At 72.9% G+C, this 24,169-nt stretch carries 28 protein-coding genes; 12 read left to right on the top strand and 16 right to left on the bottom strand.

The features are described 5' to 3' along the window. Nucleotides 1–28 precede the first annotated feature (28 nt). A complete protein-coding gene (zwf, locus tag HDA43_RS02460) occupies nucleotides 29–1,504 on the bottom strand; it encodes a glucose-6-phosphate dehydrogenase (RefSeq protein ID WP_179818100.1) in 1,476 nt (491 codons plus the stop codon). Nucleotides 1,505–1,650: 146 nt separating this feature from the next. Between zwf and HDA43_RS02455 the strand changes: the two genes are divergently transcribed. Beyond that, nucleotides 1,651–2,820, top strand: coding sequence for an ROK family transcriptional regulator (locus HDA43_RS02455; protein ID WP_179818099.1), 1,170 nt, complete (start codon nucleotides 1,651–1,653; stop codon nucleotides 2,818–2,820). An 81-nt stretch (nucleotides 2,821–2,901) separates the two neighbouring features. Here HDA43_RS02455 and HDA43_RS02450 read toward each other — a convergent pair whose 3' ends face one another. Genes HDA43_RS02450 through HDA43_RS02440 form a run of 3 tightly spaced genes read right to left on the bottom strand, consistent with a single transcriptional unit; the run spans nucleotide 2,902 to nucleotide 3,971 of the window. Next, nucleotides 2,902–3,216, bottom strand: coding sequence for a hypothetical protein (locus HDA43_RS02450; RefSeq protein ID WP_179818098.1), 315 nt, complete (start codon nucleotides 3,214–3,216; stop codon nucleotides 2,902–2,904). Next, nucleotides 3,213–3,602 carry a hypothetical protein gene (locus HDA43_RS02445; protein WP_179818097.1) on the bottom strand — a complete coding sequence of 130 codons (390 nt, stop codon included), beginning with the start codon at nucleotides 3,600–3,602 and terminating at the stop codon, nucleotides 3,213–3,215. Before HDA43_RS02445 ends, HDA43_RS02450 begins: the two co-directional genes overlap by 4 nt. Nucleotides 3,603–3,605: 3 nt before the next feature. Beyond that, on the bottom strand, nucleotides 3,606–3,971 hold the full coding sequence (locus tag HDA43_RS02440) for a hypothetical protein (RefSeq protein WP_179818096.1): 366 nt from the start codon (nucleotides 3,969–3,971) through the stop codon (nucleotides 3,606–3,608). Nucleotides 3,972–4,065: 94 nt separating this feature from the next. On the opposite strand from HDA43_RS02440, the gene HDA43_RS02435 reads away from it, so the two are divergent. Continuing rightward, nucleotides 4,066–4,389, top strand: coding sequence for a hypothetical protein (locus HDA43_RS02435; RefSeq protein WP_179818095.1), 324 nt, complete (start codon nucleotides 4,066–4,068; stop codon nucleotides 4,387–4,389). Between the two features lie 349 nt (nucleotides 4,390–4,738). On the opposite strand, the gene HDA43_RS02430 is transcribed toward HDA43_RS02435, so the two are convergent. After that, entirely contained in the window at nucleotides 4,739–4,933 is a 195-nt protein-coding gene (locus HDA43_RS02430) for a CsbD family protein (RefSeq protein ID WP_179818094.1), read from the bottom strand. Between the two features lie 73 nt (nucleotides 4,934–5,006). Between HDA43_RS02430 and HDA43_RS02425 the strand changes: the two genes are divergently transcribed. Further along, complete coding sequence (locus HDA43_RS02425; RefSeq protein WP_218911571.1) at nucleotides 5,007–5,705, top strand: isopentenyl transferase family protein; 699 nt, start codon at nucleotides 5,007–5,009, stop codon at nucleotides 5,703–5,705. Between the two features lie 23 nt (nucleotides 5,706–5,728). Here HDA43_RS02425 and HDA43_RS02420 read toward each other — a convergent pair whose 3' ends face one another. Together HDA43_RS02420 and HDA43_RS02415 are read right to left on the bottom strand one after the other, a co-directional pair. After that, nucleotides 5,729–6,622: a GlxA family transcriptional regulator gene (locus HDA43_RS02420; protein ID WP_179818093.1), complete on the bottom strand. Its 894-nt coding sequence runs from the start codon at nucleotides 6,620–6,622 to the stop codon at nucleotides 5,729–5,731. 11 nt (nucleotides 6,623–6,633) lie between these two features. Continuing rightward, nucleotides 6,634–7,218 carry a cysteine hydrolase family protein gene (locus tag HDA43_RS02415; RefSeq protein WP_179818092.1) on the bottom strand — a complete coding sequence of 195 codons (585 nt, stop codon included), beginning with the start codon at nucleotides 7,216–7,218 and terminating at the stop codon, nucleotides 6,634–6,636. A gap of 280 nt (nucleotides 7,219–7,498) precedes the next feature. Between HDA43_RS02415 and HDA43_RS02410 the strand changes: the two genes are divergently transcribed. After that, nucleotides 7,499–8,428: a phosphotransferase family protein gene (locus tag HDA43_RS02410; RefSeq protein WP_179818091.1), complete on the top strand. Its 930-nt coding sequence runs from the start codon at nucleotides 7,499–7,501 to the stop codon at nucleotides 8,426–8,428. A 39-nt stretch (nucleotides 8,429–8,467) separates the two neighbouring features. Here the strand turns inward: HDA43_RS02410 and HDA43_RS02405 are convergent, their stop codons facing one another. Then, nucleotides 8,468–8,899: a MarR family winged helix-turn-helix transcriptional regulator gene (locus HDA43_RS02405; protein WP_179818090.1), complete on the bottom strand. Its 432-nt coding sequence runs from the start codon at nucleotides 8,897–8,899 to the stop codon at nucleotides 8,468–8,470. Nucleotides 8,900–8,955: 56 nt separating this feature from the next. On the opposite strand from HDA43_RS02405, the gene HDA43_RS02400 reads away from it, so the two are divergent. Both HDA43_RS02400 and HDA43_RS02395 read left to right on the top strand, forming a co-directional pair. After that, nucleotides 8,956–9,417, top strand: a complete 462-nt coding sequence (locus HDA43_RS02400; RefSeq protein ID WP_179822645.1) for a VOC family protein — start codon at nucleotides 8,956–8,958, stop codon at nucleotides 9,415–9,417. Nucleotides 9,418–9,650: 233 nt separating this feature from the next. Beyond that, nucleotides 9,651–10,391: an SH3 domain-containing protein gene (locus HDA43_RS02395; protein WP_179818089.1), complete on the top strand. Its 741-nt coding sequence runs from the start codon at nucleotides 9,651–9,653 to the stop codon at nucleotides 10,389–10,391. 116 nt (nucleotides 10,392–10,507) lie between these two features. On the opposite strand, the gene HDA43_RS02390 is transcribed toward HDA43_RS02395, so the two are convergent. The 3 genes from HDA43_RS02390 to HDA43_RS02380 form a co-directional block, all read right to left on the bottom strand. Beyond that, nucleotides 10,508–11,731, bottom strand: a complete 1,224-nt coding sequence (locus HDA43_RS02390; RefSeq protein WP_218911570.1) for a Dyp-type peroxidase — start codon at nucleotides 11,729–11,731, stop codon at nucleotides 10,508–10,510. Next, nucleotides 11,731–12,303 (bottom strand): copper chaperone PCu(A)C, encoded by a 573-nt coding sequence (locus HDA43_RS02385; RefSeq protein ID WP_179818088.1) that lies wholly within the window; start codon nucleotides 12,301–12,303, stop codon nucleotides 11,731–11,733. Before HDA43_RS02385 ends, HDA43_RS02390 begins: the two co-directional genes overlap by 1 nt. 269 nt (nucleotides 12,304–12,572) lie before the next feature. Next, a complete protein-coding gene (locus HDA43_RS02380; protein ID WP_179818087.1) occupies nucleotides 12,573–13,154 on the bottom strand; it encodes an MFS transporter in 582 nt (193 codons plus the stop codon). Nucleotides 13,155–13,378: 224 nt separating this feature from the next. Here HDA43_RS02380 and HDA43_RS02375 point away from each other — a divergent pair, with 224 nt between their 5' ends. Next, nucleotides 13,379–13,957: a ClpP family protease gene (locus HDA43_RS02375; RefSeq protein ID WP_179818086.1), complete on the top strand. Its 579-nt coding sequence runs from the start codon at nucleotides 13,379–13,381 to the stop codon at nucleotides 13,955–13,957. 85 nt (nucleotides 13,958–14,042) lie between these two features. Here the strand turns inward: HDA43_RS02375 and HDA43_RS02370 are convergent, their stop codons facing one another. After that, a complete protein-coding gene (locus tag HDA43_RS02370) occupies nucleotides 14,043–14,807 on the bottom strand; it encodes a DUF2470 domain-containing protein (protein WP_179818085.1) in 765 nt (254 codons plus the stop codon). A gap of 101 nt (nucleotides 14,808–14,908) precedes the next feature. On the opposite strand from HDA43_RS02370, the gene rpsD reads away from it, so the two are divergent. Beyond that, a complete protein-coding gene (rpsD, locus tag HDA43_RS02365; RefSeq protein WP_179818084.1) occupies nucleotides 14,909–15,523 on the top strand; it encodes a 30S ribosomal protein S4 in 615 nt (204 codons plus the stop codon). 4 nt (nucleotides 15,524–15,527) lie between these two features. On the opposite strand, the gene HDA43_RS02360 is transcribed toward rpsD, so the two are convergent. Further along, nucleotides 15,528–16,523 (bottom strand): ion transporter, encoded by a 996-nt coding sequence (locus tag HDA43_RS02360; RefSeq protein ID WP_312872916.1) that lies wholly within the window; start codon nucleotides 16,521–16,523, stop codon nucleotides 15,528–15,530. Nucleotides 16,524–16,766: 243 nt separating this feature from the next. Further along, nucleotides 16,767–17,402 carry a TetR/AcrR family transcriptional regulator gene (locus HDA43_RS35715; protein WP_179818083.1) on the bottom strand — a complete coding sequence of 212 codons (636 nt, stop codon included), beginning with the start codon at nucleotides 17,400–17,402 and terminating at the stop codon, nucleotides 16,767–16,769. A 75-nt stretch (nucleotides 17,403–17,477) separates the two neighbouring features. Here HDA43_RS35715 and HDA43_RS02350 point away from each other — a divergent pair, with 75 nt between their 5' ends. From HDA43_RS02350 to HDA43_RS02340, 3 genes are all read left to right on the top strand, one after another. Continuing rightward, complete coding sequence (locus HDA43_RS02350) at nucleotides 17,478–18,380, top strand: ABC transporter ATP-binding protein (protein WP_179818082.1); 903 nt, start codon at nucleotides 17,478–17,480, stop codon at nucleotides 18,378–18,380. Between the two features lie 8 nt (nucleotides 18,381–18,388). Further along, on the top strand, nucleotides 18,389–19,120 hold the full coding sequence (locus HDA43_RS02345; RefSeq protein ID WP_179818081.1) for an ABC transporter permease: 732 nt from the start codon (nucleotides 18,389–18,391) through the stop codon (nucleotides 19,118–19,120). Nucleotides 19,121–19,315: 195 nt separating this feature from the next. After that, on the top strand, nucleotides 19,316–20,278 hold the full coding sequence (locus HDA43_RS02340) for a phosphotransferase family protein (RefSeq protein ID WP_179818080.1): 963 nt from the start codon (nucleotides 19,316–19,318) through the stop codon (nucleotides 20,276–20,278). Here the strand turns inward: HDA43_RS02340 and HDA43_RS02335 are convergent. Together HDA43_RS02335 and HDA43_RS02330 are read right to left on the bottom strand one after the other, a co-directional pair. Then, nucleotides 20,275–20,508: a hypothetical protein gene (locus tag HDA43_RS02335; protein WP_179818079.1), complete on the bottom strand. Its 234-nt coding sequence runs from the start codon at nucleotides 20,506–20,508 to the stop codon at nucleotides 20,275–20,277. The genes HDA43_RS02340 and HDA43_RS02335 overlap by 4 nt on opposite strands. Before the next feature lie 5 nt (nucleotides 20,509–20,513). Beyond that, nucleotides 20,514–21,872 (bottom strand): S8 family serine peptidase, encoded by a 1,359-nt coding sequence (locus tag HDA43_RS02330; protein ID WP_179818078.1) that lies wholly within the window; start codon nucleotides 21,870–21,872, stop codon nucleotides 20,514–20,516. A 172-nt stretch (nucleotides 21,873–22,044) separates the two neighbouring features. On the opposite strand from HDA43_RS02330, the gene HDA43_RS02325 reads away from it, so the two are divergent. Continuing rightward, nucleotides 22,045–24,090, top strand: coding sequence for a spermine/spermidine synthase domain-containing protein (locus HDA43_RS02325; protein ID WP_179818077.1), 2,046 nt, complete (start codon nucleotides 22,045–22,047; stop codon nucleotides 24,088–24,090). Nucleotides 24,091–24,169 lie beyond the last annotated feature (79 nt).

Raw genomic sequence — 24,169 nt, 5'->3', positions numbered from 1 at the left:
GGCGCCTCGCGGCGGGTGCGGCGGCCGGTCACGCGAGGTCGTCCTCGTACCAGTAGCGACCGCTGCGCAGCACCAGCTCGTGCGCCCCGGCCGGACCGGGGCTGCCCGCCGGGTACGGCTCGGGCGCGGTGCCCTGCGCCTCCCACTCGTGCAGGATCGGGTCTATCCACCGCCAGGCGGCCTCCACCTCGTCACGCCGCATGAACAGCGTCGGGTTGCCGGCGAGGACGTCCATGAGCAGCCGCTCGTAGGCCTCGGGCACCCGGGAGGTGAAGGTCTCGGCGAAGCTGAGGCTGAGCGGGACCGGCTTGAGCGCCACCTCGCCCGCGCCCGGCTCCTTGGCCATCAGGTGCAGCCGGATGCCCTCACTCGGCTGCAGCCGCAGCACCAGCCGGTTGGGCGCGCTGCCCGGGAAGATCGAGTGGGGCACGTCCTTGAACTGCACCACGATCTCCGTGGACCGGTACGGCATGCGCTTGCCGGTGCGCAGGTAGAACGGCACGCCCGCCCAGCGCCAGTTCTTCACCTCGGCGCGGATCGCGGCGAAGGTCTCCACCCGGCGGGATGCCTCGGTGGGCGCGGTGCTGTCGGGCTCGTCGAGGTAGCCGGGCACCCGGACGCCGTCGCACTCGCCCGCCGTGTACTGGCCGCGGACGGTGAACCGTTCGACCTCGCCGCCGACGATGGGCCGCAGCGACTGCAGGACCTTGACCTTCTCGTCGCGGATCGACTCCCGGTCGTTGCGCGACGGGGGCTCCATCGCCACCAGGCACAGCAGCTGCAGCAGGTGGTTCTGCACCATGTCGCGCAGCGCGCCCGCGTGGTCGTAGTAGCCGCGGCGGCCCGGGGTGCCCACGGTCTCGGCGGCGGTGATCTGGACGTGGTCGATCCACAGGGAGTTCCAGATCGGCTCCAGGAACGCGTTGGCGAACCGCAGCACCAGGAGGTTCTGGACCGTCTCCTTGCCCAGGTAGTGGTCGATCCGGTAGATCTGCCGCTCGTCGAAGATCGCGCCGACCTCGTCGTTGATCCGCTGGGCGCTGGCCAGGTCGCGGCCCAGCGGCTTCTCCAGCACCACCCGCGAGACGGGGGTGACCAGGCCGGCCCGGTGCAGCTCGCGGCAGAACGGGCCGAACGTCATGGGCGGGCTGGCGAGGTAGAAGATCCGGTCGCGCTCCTCGTGCCCGGCGAGCAGGTGGGCGGTGCGCGACCAGCCCTCGGTGTCCTGGCCGCCGACGTCGATGGAGACGTGATGCAGGCGGCCCAGGAAGCGCTGCCAGGTGCCGTGGTCGTCCGCCGGGACGGAGCCGCGCACCTCCGCGTCCACCTTGCCGCGGAAGTCGGCGTCGTCGAGCCCGCCCCGGGACATCGCGATGATGCGGGTCTCGGGGGCCAGACGGTCGTCGCGGTCGCAGTGATACAGCGCGGGCAGGAGCTTCCGCATGGAGAGGTCGCCTGTGCCGCCGAAGACGATCAGGTCGGCGGGCCGCGGGGTCTCGGACATGAGGACTGCTCCGTAGTGATCTACCGGATTAGGGGGATGGATCGGACAGTAGCCACATCTTGCGCTTCACACAAGCGGAGTTTTGTAATTTGAGATGAGAAAGCTTGGAGTTTCCGTTTCATAACTCCGTGTGGTTCACTTGACCGATGCCTCGTCGTCCCGCTGCCGCCCTCGCCACCAGCGGTGAGGTGCTTCGCCTCATCCGCGCTGGTGAAGCCGTCACGCGCGCCGACATCGGCCGGGTCACCGGCCTGTCGCGACCGGCGGTCTCACTGCGCGTCACCGAGCTGCTGGACCACGGGCTCGTCGTGGAGGACAGCGAGGGGCCCTCCACCGGCGGCCGCCCGCCCACCCGGCTCGTCTTCAACGCCGCGGGCGGCGTCGTCCTCGTCGCCTCCCTGGGCGCCAGCCGCGCGCAGATCGCCGTCTGCGACCTCGCCGGGAAGCGGCTGGACGGCGTGAGCCTCGCCGTGGACGTGGAGGAGGGCCCGGACACCGTCCTGCCCCTGGTCATGGACACCTGGGCCGAGCTGCTCGGCGACCGGCCCCTGTCCCAGGTGCGCGGCGTCGGCCTGGGCGTCCCCGCGACGGTCGAGTTCGCGGCCGGCCGTACCGAGAGCGCCCGGATCATGGCGAACTGGACCGGCGTCGCCATCCCGCCGATCATCGCCGAGCGCTTCCCCGTGCCGGTCTTCCTCGACAACGACGTGAACGTCATCGCGATCGGCGAGCACCGCGCGGCCTACGCCGGGGACGCCGACGACCTGCTGTTCATCAAGGTCTCCACCCGGATCGGCGCCGGCGTCATCGCGGGCGGGGAGATCCTGCGCGGGGCGCTGGGCGCGGCCGGGGAGATCGGGCACATCCCGGTCCGCGACGGCGGGGGAGTGCTGTGCCGGTGCGGCAACGTCGACTGCGTCGACTCGGTGGCCAGCGGCACCGCCATCCTGCGCGACCTGCGCGACCGCGGCTACCAGGTGGCGTCACTGACGGACGTGGTCGGACTGGTCCGCGCCGGGGACGCCGAGACCATGGCCGTCGTCCGCAACGCCGCCCGGATGCTCGGCGAGGTCGTCGCCACCGCGGTCAACCTGCTCAACCCCGCCGTGGTCGTCCTGGGCGGCGACGTCGCCGAGGCGTTCCAGCCCCTGGTGTCGGGCGTGCGGGAGGTCGTCCACCGCCGCTCCACCGCCCTGTCCACCCGCAACCTGCGGATCGAGCGCAGCCGCCTCGGCCCGGGCGCGGGGATCGTCGGCTGCGCCCACATGGTCCTCGACCACATCCTGTCGCCCGAGGCGGTCGACGCCGCCCTTTAGACCCGTTCCCCCCGCGGAAAGGCGTCGGCGGCCCCGGGAAGGCCATCCGCCTCCCGAAGCCGCCGCCAGGCGTACGCCGCCTCAGCCCGCCTCCTCCGTGGTCGAGCCGGGCCTCCGTGACTGGCGGCGGACACCGACCACGATGAACGCGATCGCTATCACCGCGAGGATCACGGCGGCGATGATCATCCCCGTGGTGCCGGTCGCGAGCCCGAACATACCGAGGAACACGATCGGTATGAGCGCGAACGACGCCAGCCGGATGTAGACCACGTCCCGCGGTGTCGTCGGAACCGTCGGCCGCCCCCGGGGGTCCCGTCCCTCCTGGTTCTCCTCGGTCATTTCTCCCCTCCTCTTGATCAGTCCCACCCTGCTACCCGGGTGTCCGCTGGTCATGTGCTCTCTGGTCGTCGAAGTGCCTCCACCAGTCCTTCGGGATCGGACACGGTGAGGGTCGCACCGGGGTGGGCCAGCAGACGCCCCGGCACGAGCGCGGGCACCGGCCGGTGGAACAGGACGCACACGCCCTTTTGAGTGCTCGTCCCGAAGGTCACACCCCGATCGGCCAGCGACAGGTGCGGCCCGATGACCTTCCACGGCGTGTACGGGCCGGTGACGAGGGTGCCCGAGATGTTGGAGAGGGGTGTGCGCAGCCGCCAGGGGCCGAAGCGCACCCACAGATCGCCGGCGTAGACGACGACGAACGCCCGCTCGGGGGTGACGCCCATCAGCCTCAGCGGCGTCAGCCACGTCGACTCGAAGGCGAAGTCGAACCGCGGCACCGGTCAGCGCTCCCAGGGCGGCGTGTCGCCCATCTTCGCGTAGTACCTGGCCAGGTGGGACTTGACCCGGTCCACCTCGTCCCGGGGGATCTTCACCCCGCCCCGCGCCCCCTGCATGACCGCCCCGGCCGCCATCACGGCGCGCGGCACGACCTTCAGGTCGCCGCCGATCACGTCGGCGACCGGCAGCTTGTAGCTCTCGAAGTTCTCCGGCTCCTCGCCGTCGTACCAGACGTGCGCCTCCCGGTACTTCGCGTTCGGCTTCTCCTCGGCGCCCGCCCACTCACGGACCCGCTTCTCGGCCGCGTCCGCGTCCCAGTCCCTGTCCCGGTCGGCGAGCGGCAGATCATGAAATCGCGTCACGGTCATCGTCTCTCCCTCCTTCAGCCGGTTCCCTACCCGATCGCTCGCTGACATGCCTAAAACGGACATATTTAGTGCTTTGCCGGGGAGTGGTGTTCGTATGAATGATCACGCAGCACCCGAGGAAGCAGCAGAGGACGGCGGCCCCGTGGAGGAGAGCCGCGATCCCGCCGGGAAACGCCACGGCGGCGCACCGGACGACCCGCCGCCGGCGCCGCGCGGCATCGACGGCGAGAGCCGGGTGGTGGCCGAGAGATCGGGCGCGGACGCGACGTTCCCCGACCGCCCGCTCCCGGCGGACCTGCCCCCGGACGACCTGGGGGACCTCGTCGGCGGCCCCGCTCCCGCTACGGGAGAACGAGCGGACGGGGGAGAGGGATCGGGCAAGCGGGCGCCCGAGCCGGAGATGGGACCGGCCTCGTAGCGGAACCGCGGCTCACGGGAGCGGCCTCGTAGCGGAACCGCGGCTCACGGGAGCGGCCTCGTGGCGGAGTCGTGGCCCACGGGGGCGGTCTCGCGGCGGAACCGCGGCCCACGGGAGCGGTCCGGGCCGCGGGGAGAGGACTCCCGCGCCGACCGGTGAAGCGATGCCCGTGAAAGGACCGGTGAGGCGATGCCTGCGAAAGCCCATGACGGCCCATGAAGCCCGCGAGAGATCATGAGAGCCCATGAGAAAGGGGGCCCGGAATCCGGGCCCCCTTTCTCATGGGCTCCTCCGGCGGGGACCTCCGAGCTCCCTGAAGCAGGGGGCTCCGGCCCGCCGGGTCGGGAGATCAGCGCTTGAAGGCGTCCTTCACGTCCTTGGCGCTGTCCTTCAGCTTCTCCCCAGCCTGCTTGAACTTGCTCTCCCCCTGGTCGGCCCGGCCCTCGGCCTCAAGCCGCTCGTCGTCGGTGGCGCGGCCGACGCCCTCCTTGACCTTGCCCCCGAGCTCTTCGGCCTTGTTGGAGATCTTGTCGTCAGCACCCATGGGTGGTTCCTCCCCTTGCATGAAGTTCTCTCTACACAGGGATACTTAGTGTCCGCAGATCAGAGGGGTAAACATGCACGACAGCGCACCGACGGCCTCGACCGAGGCCATCCGCCCGCCGTACGGACCCGTAGGCGACGGATTCCCACCGGACGCGCGGCGCCACTGGGACGTGCTGCTGATCTGCGGCGCCTCCGGAACCGGCAAGACCCGGGTCAGCTACCCCCTGGCGCGGCTCCACGGCGTCCCGATCGTGGAGGTCGACGACCTCGTCGAGGCGCTCCTCGCCATGACCACCCCCGAGCAGCAACCGCTCCTGCACCACTGGCGCACCCACCCCGAGGACGGCCGCCTGCCCGCCGACGACATCGCCGACCTGCAGGTCGCCATCGCCGAGGCGCTCGTCCCGGCCGTCGAGGCGGTGGTGGCCAACCACCTGGAGACCGGCACCCCGGTGGTCGTCGAGGGCGACTACCTTCTGCCCGGCCTCGCCGTACAGGAGTCCTTCGCCGGGATCCCGGCGGACGGGCGGGTGGCGGCGGTGGTCCTGCACGAGCCCGACGAGGCGCAGATCGCGGCGAACTACCTGAGCCGCGAGCCCGGCCACGGCGACCAGCGCGCCCGCGCCCGCGCCAGCGCCCGCTACGGCGCCCGCCTCGCCGCCCTGGCCGCCGAGGCGGGCGTCCCCGTGGTCCCCGCCCGCCCCTGGCCCGACGTCCTGCCCCGCGTCATCGCCGCGGTGGAGAGGTCTTCCAGGGCGAACGCGGTCTGACCCGGCGGAAACCTCCGCCGGGCCTACATCCGGGCGCGCAGGCGGCGCAGCATCCGTGCGTCGCCGAAGCCGGCCTCGCGGGCGGCCGTCTCGGTCGTCGCGCCCTGCCCCAGGAGGTGTTCGGCCCGTTCCAGGCGGAGCGCGGTCTGGTAGGCCAACGGGGTGAGGCCGGTCGCGTGCCGGAAGAGCCGGGTGACGGTCCGTTCGCTGCATCCCGCCGCGTCGGCCAGCATCGAGAGCGGGAGCCGCTCGGTGAAACGCGTGTCGATCAGGTTCTGGATGCGGTGCACGGTCTCGTCGTCGTGACCGCGGTGCCGGAGCATCGCGCTGATCTGCGGCGATGCTCCCTGGCGGCGGGCGTAAACCACCATGGCGCGGGCCACCCGGCCGGCGGCGTACGGCCCGTGCCTGGTGCTCAGCAGGTGGAGCGCCACGTCGATGCCGCTGGCCACGCCCGCCGAGGTCACCACCCGCTCGTCCTCGACGTAGAGCACGTCGCGTACGACCCTGGCCCTCGGGTAGAGGCGGGCGAGCTCGTCCTGGGACGCGTGGTGGGTGGTGCAGCGGCGGCCGTCGAGCAGGCCGGCCCGGCCGAGCGCGTCGGCGCCCGCGCAGACGCCCGCCACGGTGCCGCCGGCCGCGTGGTGCTCGCGTAGCCGATAGAGGGTGTCGGCCCGGGCCATGCGTGCCGGGCCGCGCCAGCCCGGCACGATGACGAGGTCGTCCGGTTCCAGGTGGGGCCACGCAAGCTCGGCGTGCAGGGGCAGTCCCTGTACGGTGGCGACGGGCGTCTCCTCGGACACGTACGACAGGACGTGCTCGTAGCCGAGGTCGGCCGCGGTGGAGAAGACCTGGGCCGGCCCGGCCACGTCGAGCAGGTGCACTCGTGGGATGAGCAGGAAGACGACCCGGGACACAGTCGCCGAGCCTACGCCCCGGTCAGTTCGTCGACGGTGCGGATGGCGGCGAACCGGCCCGCGAGCGCGTACTCGGTGCGCGCGATGACATCGGCGACGCCCAGCGTCCGCGGGTCGTCCACCAGTTGCGCGAACGGCAGATCCTGCGGCGCGTCCCGGTGCGGGATGGGGGTGGTCGCGGTGGCGTCGGTGACGAAGTCGACGTCGAAACCGAGGTCGGAGGCGATCCGGGTGGTGGTCTCGCAGCACTGCTCGGTGCGGATGCCGCACACGGTCAGCCGCCGGATGCCGTGACCGGTGAGGATCTGGTGCAGGTTCGTGGTGGTGAAGGCGTTGTGCGCGGTCTTGGTGATGAGCGGCTCGCCCGCGTGAGGTTCGAGCCCCTCCATCAGGCGGACGTGCCCCCGCGCCGGATCGAACACGGTGCCGGCCCCCGGCCGGGAGCCGAGCACCCAGACCACCAGCTGGTCCTCGGCGCGGGCCGCGGTGACCAGACGGTTGACCTGGCCGACGATGTCGGGCTGCGATACGAACTCCCAGTCCGGCAGCTGCCGGAAGGACTCCTGGACGTCGATGACGACGAGTGCGCTGTTCACCCCTCAAGGGTGGCGGGGTGAGGGGCGGGAGCTGAAGGCGTGAACCGGTCAGCCTGCGGAACGATCCGGTCAGCGCTTCGTCCCCCGGGACGCCTCGGACGGGCTCCGGCGTCCTCGACGGCCGGTGTTCTCCGGCGTCCCGGTCTCCAGGCGTCCCGGTCTCCAGGTGTCCCGGTCTCCAGGTGTCCCGGCGTCCCGGCCTCCCGGAGCCCGGGGCCCGGGGTCCGGGGCCTGGGGCGGACGGGGAGCGCTCGCCGGCCCCGGCTAGTACGGTATGTCCGTGATCAGGGATGTCTCGTTGCCGGACGACTGGGAGCCGAAGGTCCGGGAGGCGCTCGCCGACGTGCTGCCGGAGCGGCGGAACGCTCCGCTGCGGCCGCTGGGGGCCGGGCTGGACAACGTGACGCTGCTGCTGGACGGCGCGATCGTGGTGCGGCTGCCGAAGAACTCCGACGGGGCCGAGAGCGTCGCCAAGGAGGCCCGGCTGCTGCCCGAGCTCGCCCTCCACTGGGACCTCGGCGTGGCGATCCCACGGTTCCTGTTCACCGCGCCCAACCCCATCGGACCGGGCTCGTTCTGTGGCTACCCGCTCGTCCCGGGCGAGGTGCTGGCCCCGGAGCACTGGCACGCCCGGGGGCTGCCCGGCCTGCCGGAGACGGCCCGGCAGGTGGCCGGGATCCTCGACGCCCTGCACGCCTTCCCCGCGGAGGCGGCCGGGAAGCTGGGGGCGCCGTCCTGGGACCTGCGGGAGGACTTCGCCGGCGATCTGGCCGCCGTCCGGGCGGAGGTGCTGCCGAGGCTGACGCCGGGGGAGGGGCGGACGCTGCTGGCCGTCTGGGAGGGCTACCTCGGCGACGACGCCAACTTCGCCTACCGGCCCACGTTCACGCACGGCGACGTGAGCCTGGACCACCTGCTCGTCACCGGTGACGAGATCACCGGGCTCATCGACTTCGGCGACGCCGAGGTCGGCGACCCCGACTACGACCTGTCCTACCTCTGGGCGGAGGCGGGCCCCGACTTCGTACGGCGGGTGCAGGCGCACCGCGGCCTGCCGTTCACCGTACGGCTGGCCCGCAAGCTGGACTTCTGGGCCCTGGCGGACCCGGCGCTGGACGTGCTGTTCGGCCTGGAGCAGCGTACGCCCGAGCTGGCGGACGACGCGCTGCGCACGCTCCGCGCCCGGCTCGCCGCCGCGGCGGACCGGTAGATCGACGGGCCGGCGGGAACCGCGGCCGGTCCCCGCCTTTCAAGGCCGGTCGAAGACCTTCAGCAGCAGGTCGTGCAGCCGGGCGCGTTCCCGCGGGTTCAGCGGGGCCAGCAGCTCGTCCTGGAGGGCCTCGGTGTCCCGTACCATCCCGGCCAGCGCGGCCCGGCCCTCGGGCGTGACGACGACCCGCACCTTCCGGCGGTCGGCGGGGTCCCTGGTCCGCTCGGCCCATCCGGCGGCGGTGAGCTCGTCGAGCGCCTTGACGACGTCGCTGGGGTCGATGCCGAGCCGGGCGCCCAGCTCCCGCTGCGAGTGAGGGCCGAAGTCGGCCAGGGCCGCCAGCATCGACATGTGCCAGAACCTCAGGTCGCGCTCGCCGAGGCGGGCCGCGACCCGGCCCCTGGCGGTCTTGCCGACCTTCGACAGCAGGTAGGCGGTGAGCGCGGTCAGGGTGGGCGGGATGTCCGTCATGGAAATATTGTAGGTTGTCACCAATCATTGGTGTTAACCCACGGATTGGACGCGTGATGGACGTCTTCCACCCCCGGCTGCTCGTCGGCCGCTTCGCCGAGTGCTTCCGGCTCTACGACGCCGTCCTCCCGGCGCTGTGCGGCGCCACGTTGGCGAGGGGGTCGGCGGCCGGGCCGTACGCCGGCTGGGACGTCGAGGGCGAGGGAGTGCTCGCCCTCTTCGACCGGGCCATGATGGCCGGGGTCGTGGACGCCGGCGGGTCCTCTCCGGACGACACGTCCCCTGCCGGCGCAGGGCTCCTGTCCGACGGCCGGGGCTCCGGGGTCCCGCCGTACGGCGGGGGCCGGGTCATGCTCGTCAGCCGGGTGGAGGACGTCGGAGCCGCCGCCGATCTCTATGTGCGGTACGGCGCGCGGCTGGTCGCCCCTCCGGCGGACCGCCCCGGCTGGGGGCCCGGTCTGCGTACGGCCCACGTGTGCGACCCCGAGGGCAACCTCGTCGAGCTCCAGGCCTACTGACCGGCGGCCTTCGGCCTCCGTCGCCGGGCGGATGAAGGGGGCCGGCGCCGGACCGTGGACGGCGGGCGGTCGCCGGTCGGGAGGGTGGCGGACGGTTTCCGGGAAACCGGTTGCGGGTTTGCACATAGGGTAATTGGATATCTACTTTGCGTTAGCATCGCAGGTGGCATGCCGTTTCATGACCTCAGGCGGTCCGGCAGCCGCGGATGCGATGCGAATCGAAGGGAGATGTCATGCTCGGAAAACGGGTCGCGGCCTCGTTCACCGTAGGCGCCACCGTGGGCCTGTCCACGATCCTCGCCCCGCCGGCCGCCGCCCTCGCCTCCTCGGCGACCCCCACTCCCAGCCCGAGTCCCAGCCCCATGACCTCCGCCACCCCCGTCACGACCTCCGGGCCGTCGGTCGCGGCGACCCCCGGACACTCCTCGGCCACCCCGCGCCCCGCGTCCACCCCCGACCCCTACGGCGGGCACGGCCACTCCACCGACGGAAGCGGCCACACCGTCCTCGCGTGCACCTACCGGGTCACGGGCGTGCGGGCGGGCGGCTACCTCAACGTCCGGTCGCGGGCGTCGCTGAAGGGCAGGCCGATCGGCAGGCTGACGGCGGCCGACGGGGCGTTCGCGGGTTCGTGCTCGGCCGTCGACGGCTGGGTGGAGGTCAAGGCGTCCAACGGCAGGCTGGGCTGGGCCTCGGCGAGATACCTCAGGAAGGTCGACGAGGGTAAGGGTCCCTCCGATGACAAGACCCCGCCCGGCCTCACGTGCGACTATCGCGTCGTCAAGCTCCAGCCGGGCGGCTACCTCAACGTCCGCTCCCAGCCGGCGGCGGACGCCCGCCGGGTCGGCAGGCTGACCCCGGCCGACGGCCGGTTCGCCGGGGGATGCTCACCCGTCAAGGGGTGGGTGGCCGTCCGCGCCTCGAACGGCAAGCTGGGCTGGGCCTCGGCGGGATACCTCCGCAAGGTCACCTGACGGCGATCCCCGGGCGGCCGTTCCGGTTCCGGCGGGGTTCGCCGGAACCGGAACGGCGGGCGGCATCGACGGCCGCGAGATCAGGACGGCGTCGACGGCGCCGCCCGGCCGGGCCGTCAGGACAGGAGGGTCTCGCCGATCCAGCCGTCGGGCCCGCAGCCCGGTGGGACGGCGTACACCGCCGAGCCGATCGGCGTCGTCCACTCGTTCAGCAGGTCCGCCTCGGCCAGCCTCCGCTGGACGGGGAGGAACTGCCGGGCGATGTCGGCCTGGTAGGAGGCGAACAGCAGCCCCGTGTCGGGCCGCCCCTCGTAGGTGACGCCCTCGTCGTAGTTGTAGACCCGGCGGAAGATCCGCATACCCGGGTCGGCGACGTGCGCCCGCCGGATGTGGGCCTGCTCGGCGATGACCGGGAACCCCGCCGCCGTGACCATGCCGAAGTCCGGCGCGTCACGCTCGTTCCGGCCGGTCAGCGGGGCGCCGGTGTCCAGCCGGCGGCCCACCGAGAACTCCTTGGCGGTCCGGTCGGCGGCGTCCCACGTCTCCAGGTCCATCCGGATGCGCCGCAGCACCAGCGTGGTGCCGCCGCGCAGCCACTTCGGGCCGTCGTCCACCCACACGGCCCGGTCGAAGTCGGGCGTGCCGGGGCGGGGGTTGACGGTGCCGTCGAGCTGGCCCATGAGGTTGCGCTGGGTCGTGCCCGGCGCCTGGGTCTGCGGGCCGCGCCGGAACCCCCGCTGGATCCAGCGCACCCGGGCGAAGGACCGGGCGTCCTTGACCAGCATGCGCAGGGCGTGGGCGAGGGTGACGGCGTCGTCGGCGCAGATCTGCAGCAGCAGGTCCGTGCCCGTCCACCGCTTGTCCAGCCTGTCGATTCCGAACCTCGGCAGGGGCGCCACCGACTTCGGGCAGCGGTCCGCCACCTCCGCGGCCCGGAACAGGTCGGGCCCGAAGCCGAAGGTGACGGTCAGCCGGGCGGGGAGCGTGGCCAGCTCCGGTTCGGTGTCGGCCAGGGCCGCCCGGCCCTCGGTCAGGCGGCGCGCGTCGTCGGTGAGCAGCTGCATCAGCCGTACGACGGCGTCGCGGTCGGCGTCCGGCAGCAGGTCCAGGCCGACGAAGACGGCGTGGGACTGCGGCGTCGTGGCGATGCCGGCCTGGTGCGGCCCGTGGAAGGGCTCGGCCGCCCAGCCGGTGGGGGGCGCGGACCCGCCGGACGCCGGCGGCCCGGCGTAGGCCGCCTTGGCGCCGGTCTGCGCGGAGGCGCACGCCGCGAGGGCGCCGGCCGCGGTGGCGGCGCCCCCCGCGAGCAGCCCGCGCCGGGTCAGCCGGGGCTGGTCCATCAGCTGTGCCCCTTGCCCGTGCCGGAGTCGTAGTTCTCGTTGCCGCCGGCGAAGTCCTTGCCGATCGCGGTGAACTCCACGGTCCGGCCGTCCTTGAGGGTCAGGGTGAAGGGGATCCGCGCGCCGGGCTTCACCTCCTTGGTGACGCCCATCAGCATGATGTGGTCGCCGCCGGGCTGGAGCGGGTGCGTGCCGTGCGCGGGGATGGTGAACCCGCCCTCCTTGGGCCGCATGACCGCCTTGCCGCCGACGTCGGCCACCTCGTGCAGCTCGATCATCGACGACAGCGGGGAGGAGGCGGAGACGACGGTCACGTCGGCGGCGGTGTGGTTGACCAGGGTGCCGAAGGCGGCGGTCATGCCCTTCTTCGCGGTCTTCACCCAGGGGTCGGTGACCGTCAGGGGGGAGGACGCGCCGGGGGTGCCCGAGCCGGACGGCGCGGCGGCCGGGGTGGCGGCCGGTGCGGCCGCCCGGTCCGGGGCCGGCGCGTCCTGCTGCGCGCCGCAGGCCCCCACCGCGGCGGCGGTGAGGAGGGCCAGGAGCCCGGCCGGGACGACACGACGGATGTTCATGGAAATGCCTTTCGAAGACGGTACGGCGCCGCGGCGGAGCGGTGCTCTGCACGCCGCGGGAGGAGCCGGGAGGTGCCCGGGGCGCCTCGATGCCGGAGAGATGGAATGAAACGATCACGGCGGGACGCCGGTGCCGTACGCGGACGGGCCGGTGGGCCGGGTCGTGCGCCGGCCGTACGGGGGTCACACGGAGCGGGCCGTGCCGGGGTCGTCGCGAACGTCGGCGGACGGCCGGTGGGGCGGTCCGCTGGAAGGCGCCGCCGGAGATGTCAGAGAAGGAACGTCGCGGGCACCGGAGGGCCGCGCCTGCTGACCACGTGCCGCAGCGGGGAGCGGCGCGGGGCGGCGGGGCCGTCGCGGCGGGGCGTGCCCGAGGGCTTCCCCGGAACCGGGGACGGCTCACCGGCGAGGACCGGCGTGAACCGGGCGCCGAGCCGCCGGAGCACCGCCCAGAGCAGTGCCTCCCCGTGGGCCAGCCACAACGCGGTCAGCCCGATGGCCCAGCCGTGCGTGACCAGCATCGCCAGGCCCGGGACCAGCCCCGAGTGCCCGGCCATGCCCGCCATCGAGTCCACGGCGGCGACCGGGGCCGTCGCCGCGAACATCAGGTGGAGCGTGGCCTGCACGCCGGTCAGGAGCGGCAGGATCATCCCCAGGCCGCGCTCGCGGCCGGTCGCCGGAAGGGCGGCCGCGAACGCCAGCGCCAGCCCGGCCGCCGCGCCCCGGACCGTGACCGTGCCCCCGGCGAACGCGTGCGCCCCCACGCTCAGCCCCAGCGCCACGGCGGCGAAGGCCGCGGAGCGGGCGAGACGGAAGAGCGCGGTCGCGGGAACGGGCTCGGTGGCGGGCATGATGCGGCCATCATCACACAGGAAGGTGCCGCCCTCCCGCCGGGGACCCGCCTTTCCCCGTGTCGCGTCCGGCGCCGTCGCGTTTCTCCGGTGACGCTGCGCTGTGAGCGGAAAGCGCCCACAGCGAACGGGCCCGGAACTCCGTTCCGGGCGGCGTTATCGTCGGCAGCGATTCATCAGACGTACGTCGGTGAACTTCCGATATGCGAGGCAGGTGAAAAGAGTTGACCAACCCACAGCCCGTGTTCGAGGACCCGCTGTACCAGCGGCTGCTGCGCCAGCGGATCGTCGTGCTCGGAACCGAGGTGAACGACGAGGTGGCCAACCGGATCTGCGGCGAGCTGCTGCTGCTGGCCGCCAACGACGGCGAGCGTGACATCTGGCTCTACATCAACTCGCCGGGCGGTTCCGTCTCGGCGGGGATGGCGATCTACGACGTCATGCAGTACGTCCCCAACGACGTCGCCACCGTCGGCATGGGCCTGGCGGCGTCGATGGGGCAGTTCCTGCTGTGCGCCGGCGCGTCCGGCAAGCGGTACGCGCTGCCGCACGCCCGCGTCATGATGCACCAGCCGTCCGGCGGCGTGGGCGGCACCGCCAGCGACATCGCCATCCAGGCCGAGCAGATGCTCTACACCAAGCAGATGCTGCGCGAGCGGATCGCCTACCACACCGGCCAGCCCCTGGAGCGGATCGAGGCCGACTCCGACCGCGACCGCTGGTTCACCGCCGCCGAGGCGAAGGAGTACGGATTCGTCGACCAGGTGATCCGGAGCACCAACGAGGTGACGGCCGGTAATTGACGGTCCGTTTTTGGAATGATGTCCTCCGCCCGATTCCCGGGTGACGGTGAGAATGACACCGTTTTCCCGGGGTCGCGCGGGGCGGTCAGCGGTGGCAGAGGAGGCCGTGCACGGCGTGCTCCAGGGAGCGGGCGCAGGCGACGGGGGCGGACCAGGGGAGGCGGACCAGCGCCGGCCGGTCGGCGCCATGGCGGACGGTCGCCCCGTACCGGTCGAGCTCCCACAGCCACACCTCGCGCACCGGGGCGCCGAGCAGGGAACACAGGGCGTCCGTGAGTTGTTCACGGTGGGCGTCGTTGACGTGGGCGAGCATGCGCTCGGCCGGGTCGGACAGCGGGTCGGGCACGGCGCGCAGATAGTCCTCGGCGTCGATCACCCCTGACTCGCCGCCGGCCAGGTACACCACCTGCCCGACGTCCACGCGGAGCAGCCGCGGCGCGCCCGTGCCCTCCGGGCGTCCCCCGCCGGCCGGGGCGGCGAGATCCTCCAGGACGTCGAACAGCGCCTCATCCGGGCAGTGCCCGGCGATCGCCACCGCGGCCTCCCTCGCCTCGGCGGCGGGTACGGCCTGCGCCCAGCCCTGCACCTTGAGCAGGCCCCGAGCCGCCTCGTGCCCGCCCAGGCGGCGGCTCGCCACCAGGTCCACGGTGACCGCGGGTTCGTCGCGCGCGCCGTACAGGGGGTCGCCGGGCCGGACCAGCAGCACCGGGCGGCCCGTGCCGTCCACGCCTCCCCGGACGGGGGCGGCGGGCCGGGCCGCGCCGGCGAAGGAGACGTGGGTCGGGGCCGCCGCGGCGGCCAGGGTGCGGATCCGCTCAGGGATCGGCGGAGCGGTGACGGGGTGCTGCATGACCCGGCCCTCCTTGAGATCGGCGAACGACGTCAGGTAGCTTAGGCTTACCTAACTAAGGCTTGCCTAATCAATTCTTACCGCAGCAAGAGGGAGTTGTCATGCGCTACACCGGACCCAAGGTGCGCCTGTCCCGCCGGGCGGGCGTCCCGCTGACCCGCAAGGCGGTCCGCTACTTCGAGGAGCGCCCCTACCCGCCGGGCGAGCACGGCCGGCAGACCCGGCGGCGCCAGGCGAGCAACTACAGCCTGCAGCTGATGGAGAAGCAGAAGCTGCGCTGGTACTACGACGTCTCCGAGCGGCAGATGCGCCGCTACTGGGACCTGGCGCACCGCGGCACCGGCCGTTCCGGCGCCGAGCTGGTGGCCCTCCTGGAGAGCCGCCTGGCCTCGCTGGTCCTGCGCGCCGGCCTCGCGCCGTCGATCTACGCCGCCCGCCAGTACGTCGCGCACGGGCACATCACCGTGGACGGCCGTAAGGTGGACATCCCCAGCTACCTGGTCAAGCCCGGACAGGTCGTCTCGGTGCGGCCCAGGTCACGTGCGATGCAGCCGTTCGTCGCCGCGGCCGAGGGGATCCACGCCGACGAGCGGATCGCCCCCTACCTGTCGGTCGACCACGCCGACCTGACGTTCACCCTGCTCGACCGCCCGCGGCGCGAGCAGATCGCCGTCCCGGTGGACGAGCAGCTCGTGGTGGAGTACTACTCCCGCTGACCGGTCATCTCCGGCCCCGCGCGCCCCGCGACGAGCGGCCCCGTGACGAGCGGTCCCGGGGTGATCGGCTCCGCGGGCCCGGCCCCGCGGCGACGGGCCCGGCGGCGGCCGGCTCCGTGCCGGCGACCTCCGCGGCGACCGGTCCGGCGGCGACGGGCCCCGTGGCGACCGGTTCCGCGGCGGCCCGCCCCTCGGGCCGAGCCCTCGCCCCTGCTCCCACCGGAGTCCGCTCGCGCAGCTCCCGCACCTCCGCCCGTAGCGCCGACAGCTCCGCCAGCACGGCCGTCTCGAGGTCGCGGGTCGCCCGGGCCGTCTCCCCGGAGGCCTCCTCCTCCATCGCGTTGACGACCACCGCGATGAAGAGGTTCAGCACCACGAACGTGCAGACCAGCATGAACATCACGAAGAAGAGCCACGCCGACGGGTGTTCGTCCATCACGTCGCGGGTGATGTCGGACCAGCCGTCCCCCGTCATCATCTGGAACAGCGTGAACAGCGAGGTGGGCAGGTCGCCGAAGTAGTCGGGCGCGGTGAGGTGGTAGAGCTTCGTGCCCATCACCGCCGCGACGTAGAGCACCAGGCCGAGCAGCAGCACGATCGACGTCATGCCGGGCACGGCGGTCAGCAGGGCCGTCACCACCCGGCGCAGGCTCGGCACCACCGAGATGAGCCGCAGCGCGCGCAGGATGCGCAGTGCCCGCAGCACCGACAGCCCGTTGGCCACGGGCAGCAGGGACAGCGCCACGATCGCGGTGTCGAACAGGTTCCACGGGTCGCGGAGGAAGCGCAGGCGCTGGGCGTAGACCTTGGCCGCCAGCTCGGCCACGAAGATGTACAGCGCGGCGTGGTCCACGACCGCCAGTGCCGTGCCGTACCGGTCGGTGACGGTGGGCGAGGTCTCCAGCCCCAGGGTGGCCGCGTTGATCACGATGACCGCGATGATGATCCGCTGGAGGTAGGAGGTCTCCAGGAAGGTGCGGACGCGCTCGCGCACCGGCACTGACGGCTCCGTGGGTCGTGAGGGGACGAGGTGCCGGATGATCATATCGCCGGATGATCCACTCCCCGGCGGCGGTCGCCGTACGGCGACGCCCGGCCCCTCGGGCGGCCAGGGGGCCGTCACCGGGCCGGTCACGGCCGGGGAACCGCTGCCGGGCGGATCGTGGCGGAGGGGGCCGCCGGGCTCGTCGCGGCCGGGCGGGCCGCCGGGTCCGTCGCGGCCGCGAATCCGCCTCCGGGCCGGTCACCGCCGGATGTAGCGCCCGCCGATCCCCGACTCCAGCAGGCCGAACGCCCGCTCGGCCTGCTCGCGCAGGTCCGGGAGGATGTCGTCGGTCCGCTCCCCGGCGATCATGCGCCGTACGGCGTAGCTCACCATGGTGCGCAGCACCGCGTTGATCTGCGCGGCGACCAGGGCGGGGGTCAGGTCGTCGGGGTCGGCGCCGGCCTCCTCGGCGATCGCCTCGGCGAGCCTCCGCTCCCGCGTCTCGCCCATCTCCCGCACCCGGGCGACCAGGCTGGGGGCGGTCTCGACCATCCGGAGGAAGTCGTCGCCGGCCTCGTGGAACCCGTAGCGGTAGTGGCCGGTCTCCAGCGCCTCCAGGAAGTCGCGGCGCACCGCGGCCACCGGGGTCTCCCCGGGTTCGCGCTCCCGCACCACCCGGGCGAGCAGCTCCTCGACCTCGGGCGCCCGGTCGAGGAGCAGGTCCTCCTTGGTGGCGAAGTAGTTGAAGACCGTGTTGACCGAGACGTCGGCGGCCCGGGCGACGTCGGCCACCGTCACGTTGTCGAACCCCCGGGCCATGAACAGCCCCGTCGCGATGTCGGAGATGCGCAGGCGGGTCTCCCGCTTCTTGCGCGCGCGCAGTCCCTCGCTCATGCCGGTCATTTTAGATGTTGCAGAAATTTTTAAGTCACTCTATTTTTGGGGCGACTTCAAGATGGAGGCGATCGAGTGATCAGGACATCGGGCCTGCGCAAGACCTTCCCGGGCGGCGTCGAGGCCGTCCGGGGAGTGGACCTGGCCGTGGAGGCCGGGGAGATCGTGGGCTTCCTCGGCCCCAACGGCGCCGGCAAGACCACCACCATGCGCATGCTGACCACGCTGCTGCGCCCCTCCGGCGGTACCGCCGTCGTCGCCGGGCACGACCTGCTCGCCGACCCGCGGTCGGTGCGGCGGCGCATCGGCTACGTGTCCCAGGGCGGCGGGGTCTCCCCGGGCGTCCCGGTGGGGGAGGAGCTCGAACTGCACGCCGCGCTGTACGGCACGCGCCCCGCCGAGGCGCGCGGGCGGATCCGGGAACTGCTCGACCGGTTCGAGCTGACCGGCCTGGAGGCCAGACCCGGGGCGGCGCTCTCCGGAGGCCAGCGCCGCCGGTTCGACCTGGTGTTCGGCCTGGTCCATGCCCCGGCACTGCTCTTCCTCGACGAACCCACCACCGGCCTCGATCCGCAGAGCCGGGCCCACCTGTGGGACCACGTCCGGCGCCTGCGCGAGGAGGAGGGCCTGACGGTCTTCCTGACCACGCACTACCTGGAGGAGGCCGACACGCTGGCCGACCGGCTCTTCATCATCGACCACGGCGTGATCGTCGCCGAGGGCACCCCGGCCGAGCTCAAGGGCGGCACCGGCACCCTCGACGACGTCTTCCTCTCCATCACCGGCCGCTCGCTACGGGACGACGCCCCAGGCGCCCCGAGCGCCCCGAGCGCTCCGGGCGGTGCGAGCGGGACGGGCGGCGCACCGGGCGGACCGGGGGCCGAGGCCCCGGACGGCCCGGCGGATCGGGCTGACATGGCCGACATGGCTAAGGCGACAGCGGCCGGCGCCCGCCGCGTGGCGGACGGGGAGAGGTGAGAGGTCCGATGGACGTCATGCGCGAGACCTGGCTGGTCTTCCGGCACAACGTGCGCATCCTGCTGCGGCAGAAGGTCGGCATCCTGTTCGGGGTCATGCAACCGCTGCTGTACCTGGTGCTGTTCGGGCCGCTGTTCGCCACGATCGGTACCTGGGAGACCCTGGTACCTGGACTGCTGGTCCAGGTGAGCCTGCTCAGTGCGGGCATGGCCGGATTCGGCATCGTCTTCGACCTGCGCGCCGGCGTGCTGGAGCGGCTCCGCGTCACCCCGGCCCACCGGGTCGCCCTGCTGCTGGGCCGGGTGCTGGGCAGCTCGCTGATCCTGCTCATCCAGTCGGTCATGCTGATCGCGCTGGGCTACGCCTTCGGCCTGCGGGCCCCGCTGCCCGGCGTGCTGGCCGGTCTGGCGATCATGGCGCTGCTCGGGGTCAGCCTGGCCGCGCTGTCCAACGCGATCGCGCTCACTCTCGACCCCGACCTGTTCGCGCCCGTGGTCAGCACCGTGGTCGTCCCGCTGATCCTGCTGTCGGGGGCGTTCCTGCCGATGTCGATGGCGCCGGCCTGGCTGGACGCCGTGTCGCGGGCCACGCCGTTCCGGCACGTCGTCGAGGCCGTCCGCGACCTGTTCGCCGGGCACTACGCCACGGTGGCCGTGGGCGTTGGGGTCGCCGTCGCGCTCGCCCTGTCCGCGGTGTGCGTGGCGGTGGGCACCCGCGTCTTCAACCGCGCGAACGCCTGACCCTCCGCCGTACGGTCCGGGCGCGGTCCACCCATGACCGATCCCGCGAAACCGGTGTGACGGTTCGCCTTCCCCGTCCACGGGGCCGGGACGCACCACGGCCTCCCCGGCGTCCCGCGCGGCTCACCGGGGCCGTGGTGGTCCTCGGCGGGCGTGCGCGGAAAACCGGTTGATCGCGCCGGTACGGTTGCCGATGTGCTTCCCAAGGCTGACACCGAAGAGCGGTACGACACGATCGATGACGCGGAACTGCTGGTGGGGGTGCTGGCGCTGGTCGAACACCTCGGTCTGACGGGCGAGGTCACGGCCTTCGACGGGGGCTCCCTCCCGGTCTACGCCGTCGGCGGCGATCTGGTCGTCAAGCTCTACCCGCCGTTCCGCCGGAGGGCGTCGGCGGTCGAGCGGGATGTGCTGCGCGCGCTGGCCGGTCGCCTGCCGATCCCCACGCCGGGGGTCAGGGACGCCGGCGAGTTCCACGGCTGGGACTACGTCCTGATGGACAGGCTGCACGGCACGGACCTCAAGCGGGCCTGGCCGGGGATCCCGCGGCGTGAGCGGGAGCGCCTCGCCGTGCGGTTCGGGAGGGCGCTCGCGGAGATGCACGCCGTCGCCCCGCCGGAGGTGCTCGGTCCACCCGACTGGACCGCCTTCTGCGCCGAGCGCGCCGAGGCCACCGTCGAGGAGAACCGGGCCGGCGGTCTGGATCGGATGTGGCTGGAGCGGATCCCGGAGTTCCTGGAGTCGGTCGACCTCGACCCGGGCGAGCCCGTTCTGCTGCACACCGAGTTCATGGACGCGCACCTGCTCCTCCGTGAGGAGGCGGGCGCCTGGCGGCCGTCCGGATTGTTCGACTTCGAGCCCGCGATGCGCGGTGCCCGCGAGTACGACCTGGTCGCGGTGGGGATCTTCCTCACTCGCGGCGACCGGGTGCTGATGCGCGCCTTCCTGGACGGCTACGGCTATCCCGAGGAGCGCCGGGCGGCGCTTCCCCGCAAGGTGATGGCCTACGCCCTGCTGCACGTGTACTCACACCTGCCGTGGTACTTCCGGGAGGTCCCCGCTCCGGGCGCCACCACCTTCGACGAGCTGGCCGACCGCTGGTTCGGGGTCGGGCGGAGCCATGATCAGAGCCCGTCGGGTGATCACGACAGGACCTAGTCCGGCGGGCCGTACGGTTCGATGGGGGGGTCGGCGTACGGGCCGCCGCCGGCGGACGGGTCGATCCGCCGGGCGGCGGCCTCGCTCACGCGCAGGCCGTACAGGTCCTCGCCGGGGTCGATGAGCACCAGGCCGTAGCCGGTGTCGACGTCCTTCTCCGACAGCTTCAGGCGGCGCATGGCCTGTTCGAGGGTCGCCCTGGGCGCGAGCCGTACGGTGACGAGAACCATGCCCCTCACGCTACGCGCGCCGCCCGGCGGCGCAATGAGGAGATGACCCCGGAGGCGTCGATGACGCCGTAGCCGTAGTCGAAGTCGAACCCGACGTCGCTGCGGTCGTCGGCGGTACGGCGCAGCAGGGTGCGCAGCTGCGCGGGGGCGAGCCGGGAGGCCGGCCACACCGTGCGCACGGCCGCGACCACCCCGGCGGCGACCGGGCAGGCGGCCGAGGTGCCGGAGTCGGGCTCGCGGTCGCCGAAGGCCCCGGAGCCGGAGAAGTGGGTGTAGGAGCAGATGTCGGGCTTGCGGGAGGTGAGCCGGCCGGGGCCCTGGGAGGAGTAGCCGACCCGCTCCCCGGCGGTGTCCACCCCGCCGATGGACAGCACGCCCGGGTGGGAGTTGGCGCCGGTGATCGGCCGGTCCGGGTAGGCGCACCGGCTGTCGCGGCACTCGCGCCCGCAGTTGCCCGCGGCGAACAGCACGTCGGCGCCGGCCTGCTCCAGGCTGGAGACGATGAGGTTGAAGGGGTGGGCGGGGTTGTCGGAGTAGTTGCCGGGGTGGCCGACGGGGAAGTCCCAGCGTGGGGAGAACGACCCCCAGCTGTTGGTGATCACCAGGGCCCGCGACTCGGCGGGCTGGTCCTCAAGGACGGTGCGCAGGTGGGCGAAGGCGGCCACCGCGTCCGACAGCATGCCGTCCAGGGCCGAGCCGCCCGGCCTGCGCGACAGCAGCACGGGCAGGTCGAGCAGCGTGGCCCGCGGCGCGGCGATCAGCGCGTCGAACGCGCACATCGAGCCGTGGTCGACGGGGAACCCGCCCGGGGTGCCGTGCACCCCGTCGGGGTTCCAGCTCCGCGCGGCGTCCAGGGTGAGGTCGCGGCCGAGACGGTGGGTGACGTGGGCGGTGTTGATGCCGGTGTCCAGCACCGCGAGGGCGACGCCGGAGCCGTCCATGCCCTCGGCGCCCAGCCCGGCGACGTCCAGCAGCCGCTCCACGTCGTGCCAGTCGCCCACCGGGCCGTCGCCGCCGCAGGTGGGGTTGGGCTCGATGACCGGGTCGGCGAAGACCCCCACGACGTCGCGGTGCAGCGCGGGCAGCAGCGTCAGGCGGGTGGACAGCTCGTCGTCGGAGATCTCGCCGCGGACCATCACGGTGGCGTCCTCGGCGGCGAGCGAGAAGGTCAGCGCCTGGTTCAGCGACAGCGGGTCGCCGCCGGTCACCGGCATGGGGCGCGGGACGGCGACCGGGGTGAAGGAGGGGTCCAGCGCGACGCCGGGCAGGCCGTCGGCGACGTCGGCCGTGGTCGCGGTCGCGCCGGGGTCGGCCACGGCCGCGACGACGTCGGGGGAGGGGCGGAGCTGGATGAGGACGCGCATGACGCACCACCGGGAAGCCGAAGGGAACGGGCCATCCCACGTTCCTCCATTTCCGCCGGGCGCGTCCAGCCGTTCATAACAACTCTGACCGGTATCTTCTCCCGTTTACACCGGCAAATCGCCGGGGCCGTTTTCCTTTCGCGGGGACGCGGCGGTCACTAGGTTGTCCGGCATGACGACAGCGGCGGAGACCACGCCATCACCGCATTCCGACGCCTTCCCCCGGCACTGGCTCGGCACCCGGCCCAGACTGGTCGTGGCCAGCGCGTTCATGCTTTTCCTGGAGCTGGCGCTGATCCGGTGGACCGGCTCGAATATCGTGCATTTGAGTTATTTCACGAATTTTGTCCTTCTGGGGTCGTTCCTCGGAATCGGGCTGGGTTTCCTGCGGGTGGGGCGCACGACGCGCCCGCCGTACTATTCGGCGATCGCGCTGGCCGCCCTGATACTGGTGATCCTGCGATTCCCGGTCACGGTGGACCGCGACACCGAGGGCGTCCTGTACTGGACCAGCCTCAGCACCAGCGGACCGCCGCCGTGGCTGATCCTGCCGCTGATCTTCGCCGCCGCCGCGGTCGTGCTGATGGGCCCGGCCGAGCTGGTCGGCCGCTGCTTCCCCGAGCTGGACCGGCTGGAGGCCTACCGCTACGACCTGGTCGGCAGCCTCTCCGGCATCGCGCTGTTCACCGCCCTGTCGTTCCTCGGCGCCCCACCGGTGGCGTGGGGGGTGATCGCCGCGGCCGCCTACGTCGCGCTGCTGTGGCCGCGCGGGCTCGGCGGCCGGGTCGCGGTGCTCGTGCCGTCGCTGGTCGTCGTCGGCGCGCTCGCCGTCGAGACGCTGACCGCCGGGGCGCTGTGGTCGCCGTACTACAAGGTGACCTACGACCGTTTCCGGTGGCAGGGCGTCCCGGTGATGGACATCCAGGTCAACGGCATCCCGCACCAGCAGGCCATCCCGGCGCGGAAGCGGCTGTCGTGGGAGCGGCAGTACGCGCTGCCGTACGAGAGGTCGGCCGCCCACCGGCTCGACGACGTGCTGATCGTCGGCGCGGGCAGCGGCACCGACGTGGCGATCGCGCTGGCCAAGGGCGCGAAACACGTGGACGCCGTGGAGATCGACCCCAGGCTCCGCGAGCTCGGCGGGATCTACCACCCCGACCGGCCCTACGCCGACCCCCGGGTCACCACCGTCGTCACCGACGGCCGCGCCTACCTGGAACGCACGGCCAGGAAGTACGACCTGATCCTGTTCGCGCTGCCCGACTCGCTGACCCTGGTCTCCGGCGCCAGCTCGCTGCGGCTGGAGAGCTACCTGTTCACCCGGCAGGCCATGGAGGCGGCCAGGGGCCATCTCAAGCCCGGCGGCACCTTCTCGATGTACAACTACTACCGCGAGGGCTGGCTGGTCGACCGGCTCGCCGCCACCGCGCAGGCCGCCTTCGGCCACCGGCCCTGCGTGGACGTGGTCAGCCAGGCCGGGCAGCAGGCCGTGATCACCGCCGGCCTCACCGCCGCCGACCAGTCCTGCGGCGCCGAGTGGGCGGGCGCCGCCGCCGGGACCCCGCCGCCGAGCGACGACGACCGGCCCTTCCTGTACCTCAAGGACCGCGCGATCCCGCAGATCTACGTCGTCACCCTGATCCTGATCCTGATCGTGAGCCTGCTCGCCGTCCGGGCGGTCGCGGGGCCGTACCGCAGGATGCGCCCGTACGCCGACCTGTTCCTGCTGGGCGTGGCGTTCATGCTGCTGGAGACCAAGAGCGTCACCGGGTTCGCGCTGCTGTTCGGCACGACCTGGGTGGTGAACGCGGTGGTGTTCGCCGGGGTGCTGGTCGCGGTGCTCGCCGCCGTGGAGGTGACGCGCCGCTTCCCGACCCCGCCGCTGCCCGTCATGTACGGCGTGCTCCTCGCCGGACTGGTGCTGGCCTGGCTGGTGCCCAGCTCCTGGCTGCTGGGCCTGCCGCTGCCGCTGCGAGCGGTGACCGCCGTGGTCGTGGCGTTCCTGCCGATCTTCGCGGCCAACGTGGTGTTCGCCAAGCGGTTCGCCGACTCGCACGACGGCACGACCGCCTTCGGCGCGAACCTGCTGGGCGCGATGGCCGGCGGCTGCCTGGAGTACCTGGCGCTGGTCGTCGGCTACCGGGGCCTGCTGATCGTGGCGGGGCTGCTCTACCTCGGCGCCTTCGCGCTGCTGCCCCGGCGCGCGGCGGCGGCCTGACCGGCCGCCGGCCGTCAAAAGGCCGTGGCGGGAAAGGCCGTGGCGGGAAAGGCCGTGGCCCGGCCCCCGCGAGGGGACC

It is taken from the genome of Streptosporangium sandarakinum, from assembly GCF_013409935.1.
In the GTDB taxonomy this organism is placed as follows: Bacteria; Actinomycetota; Actinomycetes; order Streptosporangiales; family Streptosporangiaceae; genus Streptosporangium; species Streptosporangium nondiastaticum.
This window is presented reverse-complemented; position numbering and strand designations above follow the sequence as displayed.

What these genes read in the sequence shown, in the direction of transcription:
- zwf (WP_179818100.1), bottom strand. Translation starts at nt 1,504, where the DNA reads ATGTCCGAGACCCCGCGGCCCGCCGACCTGATCGTCTTCGGCGGCACA.
- HDA43_RS02455 (WP_179818099.1), top strand. Translation starts at nt 1,651, where the DNA reads ATGCCTCGTCGTCCCGCTGCCGCCCTCGCCACCAGCGGTGAGGTGCTT.
- HDA43_RS02450 (WP_179818098.1), bottom strand. Translation starts at nt 3,216, where the DNA reads ATGACCAGCGGACACCCGGGTAGCAGGGTGGGACTGATCAAGAGGAGG.
- HDA43_RS02440 (WP_179818096.1), bottom strand. Translation starts at nt 3,971, where the DNA reads ATGACCGTGACGCGATTTCATGATCTGCCGCTCGCCGACCGGGACAGG.
- HDA43_RS02435 (WP_179818095.1), top strand. Translation starts at nt 4,066, where the DNA reads ATGAATGATCACGCAGCACCCGAGGAAGCAGCAGAGGACGGCGGCCCC.
- HDA43_RS02430 (WP_179818094.1), bottom strand. Translation starts at nt 4,933, where the DNA reads ATGGGTGCTGACGACAAGATCTCCAACAAGGCCGAAGAGCTCGGGGGC.
- HDA43_RS02425 (WP_218911571.1), top strand. Translation starts at nt 5,007, where the DNA reads ATGCACGACAGCGCACCGACGGCCTCGACCGAGGCCATCCGCCCGCCG.
- HDA43_RS02405 (WP_179818090.1), bottom strand. Translation starts at nt 8,899, where the DNA reads ATGACGGACATCCCGCCCACCCTGACCGCGCTCACCGCCTACCTGCTG.
- HDA43_RS02400 (WP_179822645.1), top strand. Translation starts at nt 8,956, where the DNA reads ATGGACGTCTTCCACCCCCGGCTGCTCGTCGGCCGCTTCGCCGAGTGC.
- HDA43_RS02395 (WP_179818089.1), top strand. Translation starts at nt 9,651, where the DNA reads ATGCTCGGAAAACGGGTCGCGGCCTCGTTCACCGTAGGCGCCACCGTG.
- HDA43_RS02390 (WP_218911570.1), bottom strand. Translation starts at nt 11,731, where the DNA reads ATGGACCAGCCCCGGCTGACCCGGCGCGGGCTGCTCGCGGGGGGCGCC.
- HDA43_RS02385 (WP_179818088.1), bottom strand. Translation starts at nt 12,303, where the DNA reads ATGAACATCCGTCGTGTCGTCCCGGCCGGGCTCCTGGCCCTCCTCACC.
- HDA43_RS02380 (WP_179818087.1), bottom strand. Translation starts at nt 13,154, where the DNA reads ATGCCCGCCACCGAGCCCGTTCCCGCGACCGCGCTCTTCCGTCTCGCC.
- HDA43_RS02370 (WP_179818085.1), bottom strand. Translation starts at nt 14,807, where the DNA reads ATGCAGCACCCCGTCACCGCTCCGCCGATCCCTGAGCGGATCCGCACC.
- rpsD (WP_179818084.1), top strand. Translation starts at nt 14,909, where the DNA reads ATGCGCTACACCGGACCCAAGGTGCGCCTGTCCCGCCGGGCGGGCGTC.
- HDA43_RS35715 (WP_179818083.1), bottom strand. Translation starts at nt 17,402, where the DNA reads ATGAGCGAGGGACTGCGCGCGCGCAAGAAGCGGGAGACCCGCCTGCGC.
- HDA43_RS02345 (WP_179818081.1), top strand. Translation starts at nt 18,389, where the DNA reads ATGGACGTCATGCGCGAGACCTGGCTGGTCTTCCGGCACAACGTGCGC.
- HDA43_RS02335 (WP_179818079.1), bottom strand. Translation starts at nt 20,508, where the DNA reads ATGGTTCTCGTCACCGTACGGCTCGCGCCCAGGGCGACCCTCGAACAG.
- HDA43_RS02330 (WP_179818078.1), bottom strand. Translation starts at nt 21,872, where the DNA reads ATGCGCGTCCTCATCCAGCTCCGCCCCTCCCCCGACGTCGTCGCGGCC.
- HDA43_RS02325 (WP_179818077.1), top strand. Translation starts at nt 22,045, where the DNA reads ATGACGACAGCGGCGGAGACCACGCCATCACCGCATTCCGACGCCTTC.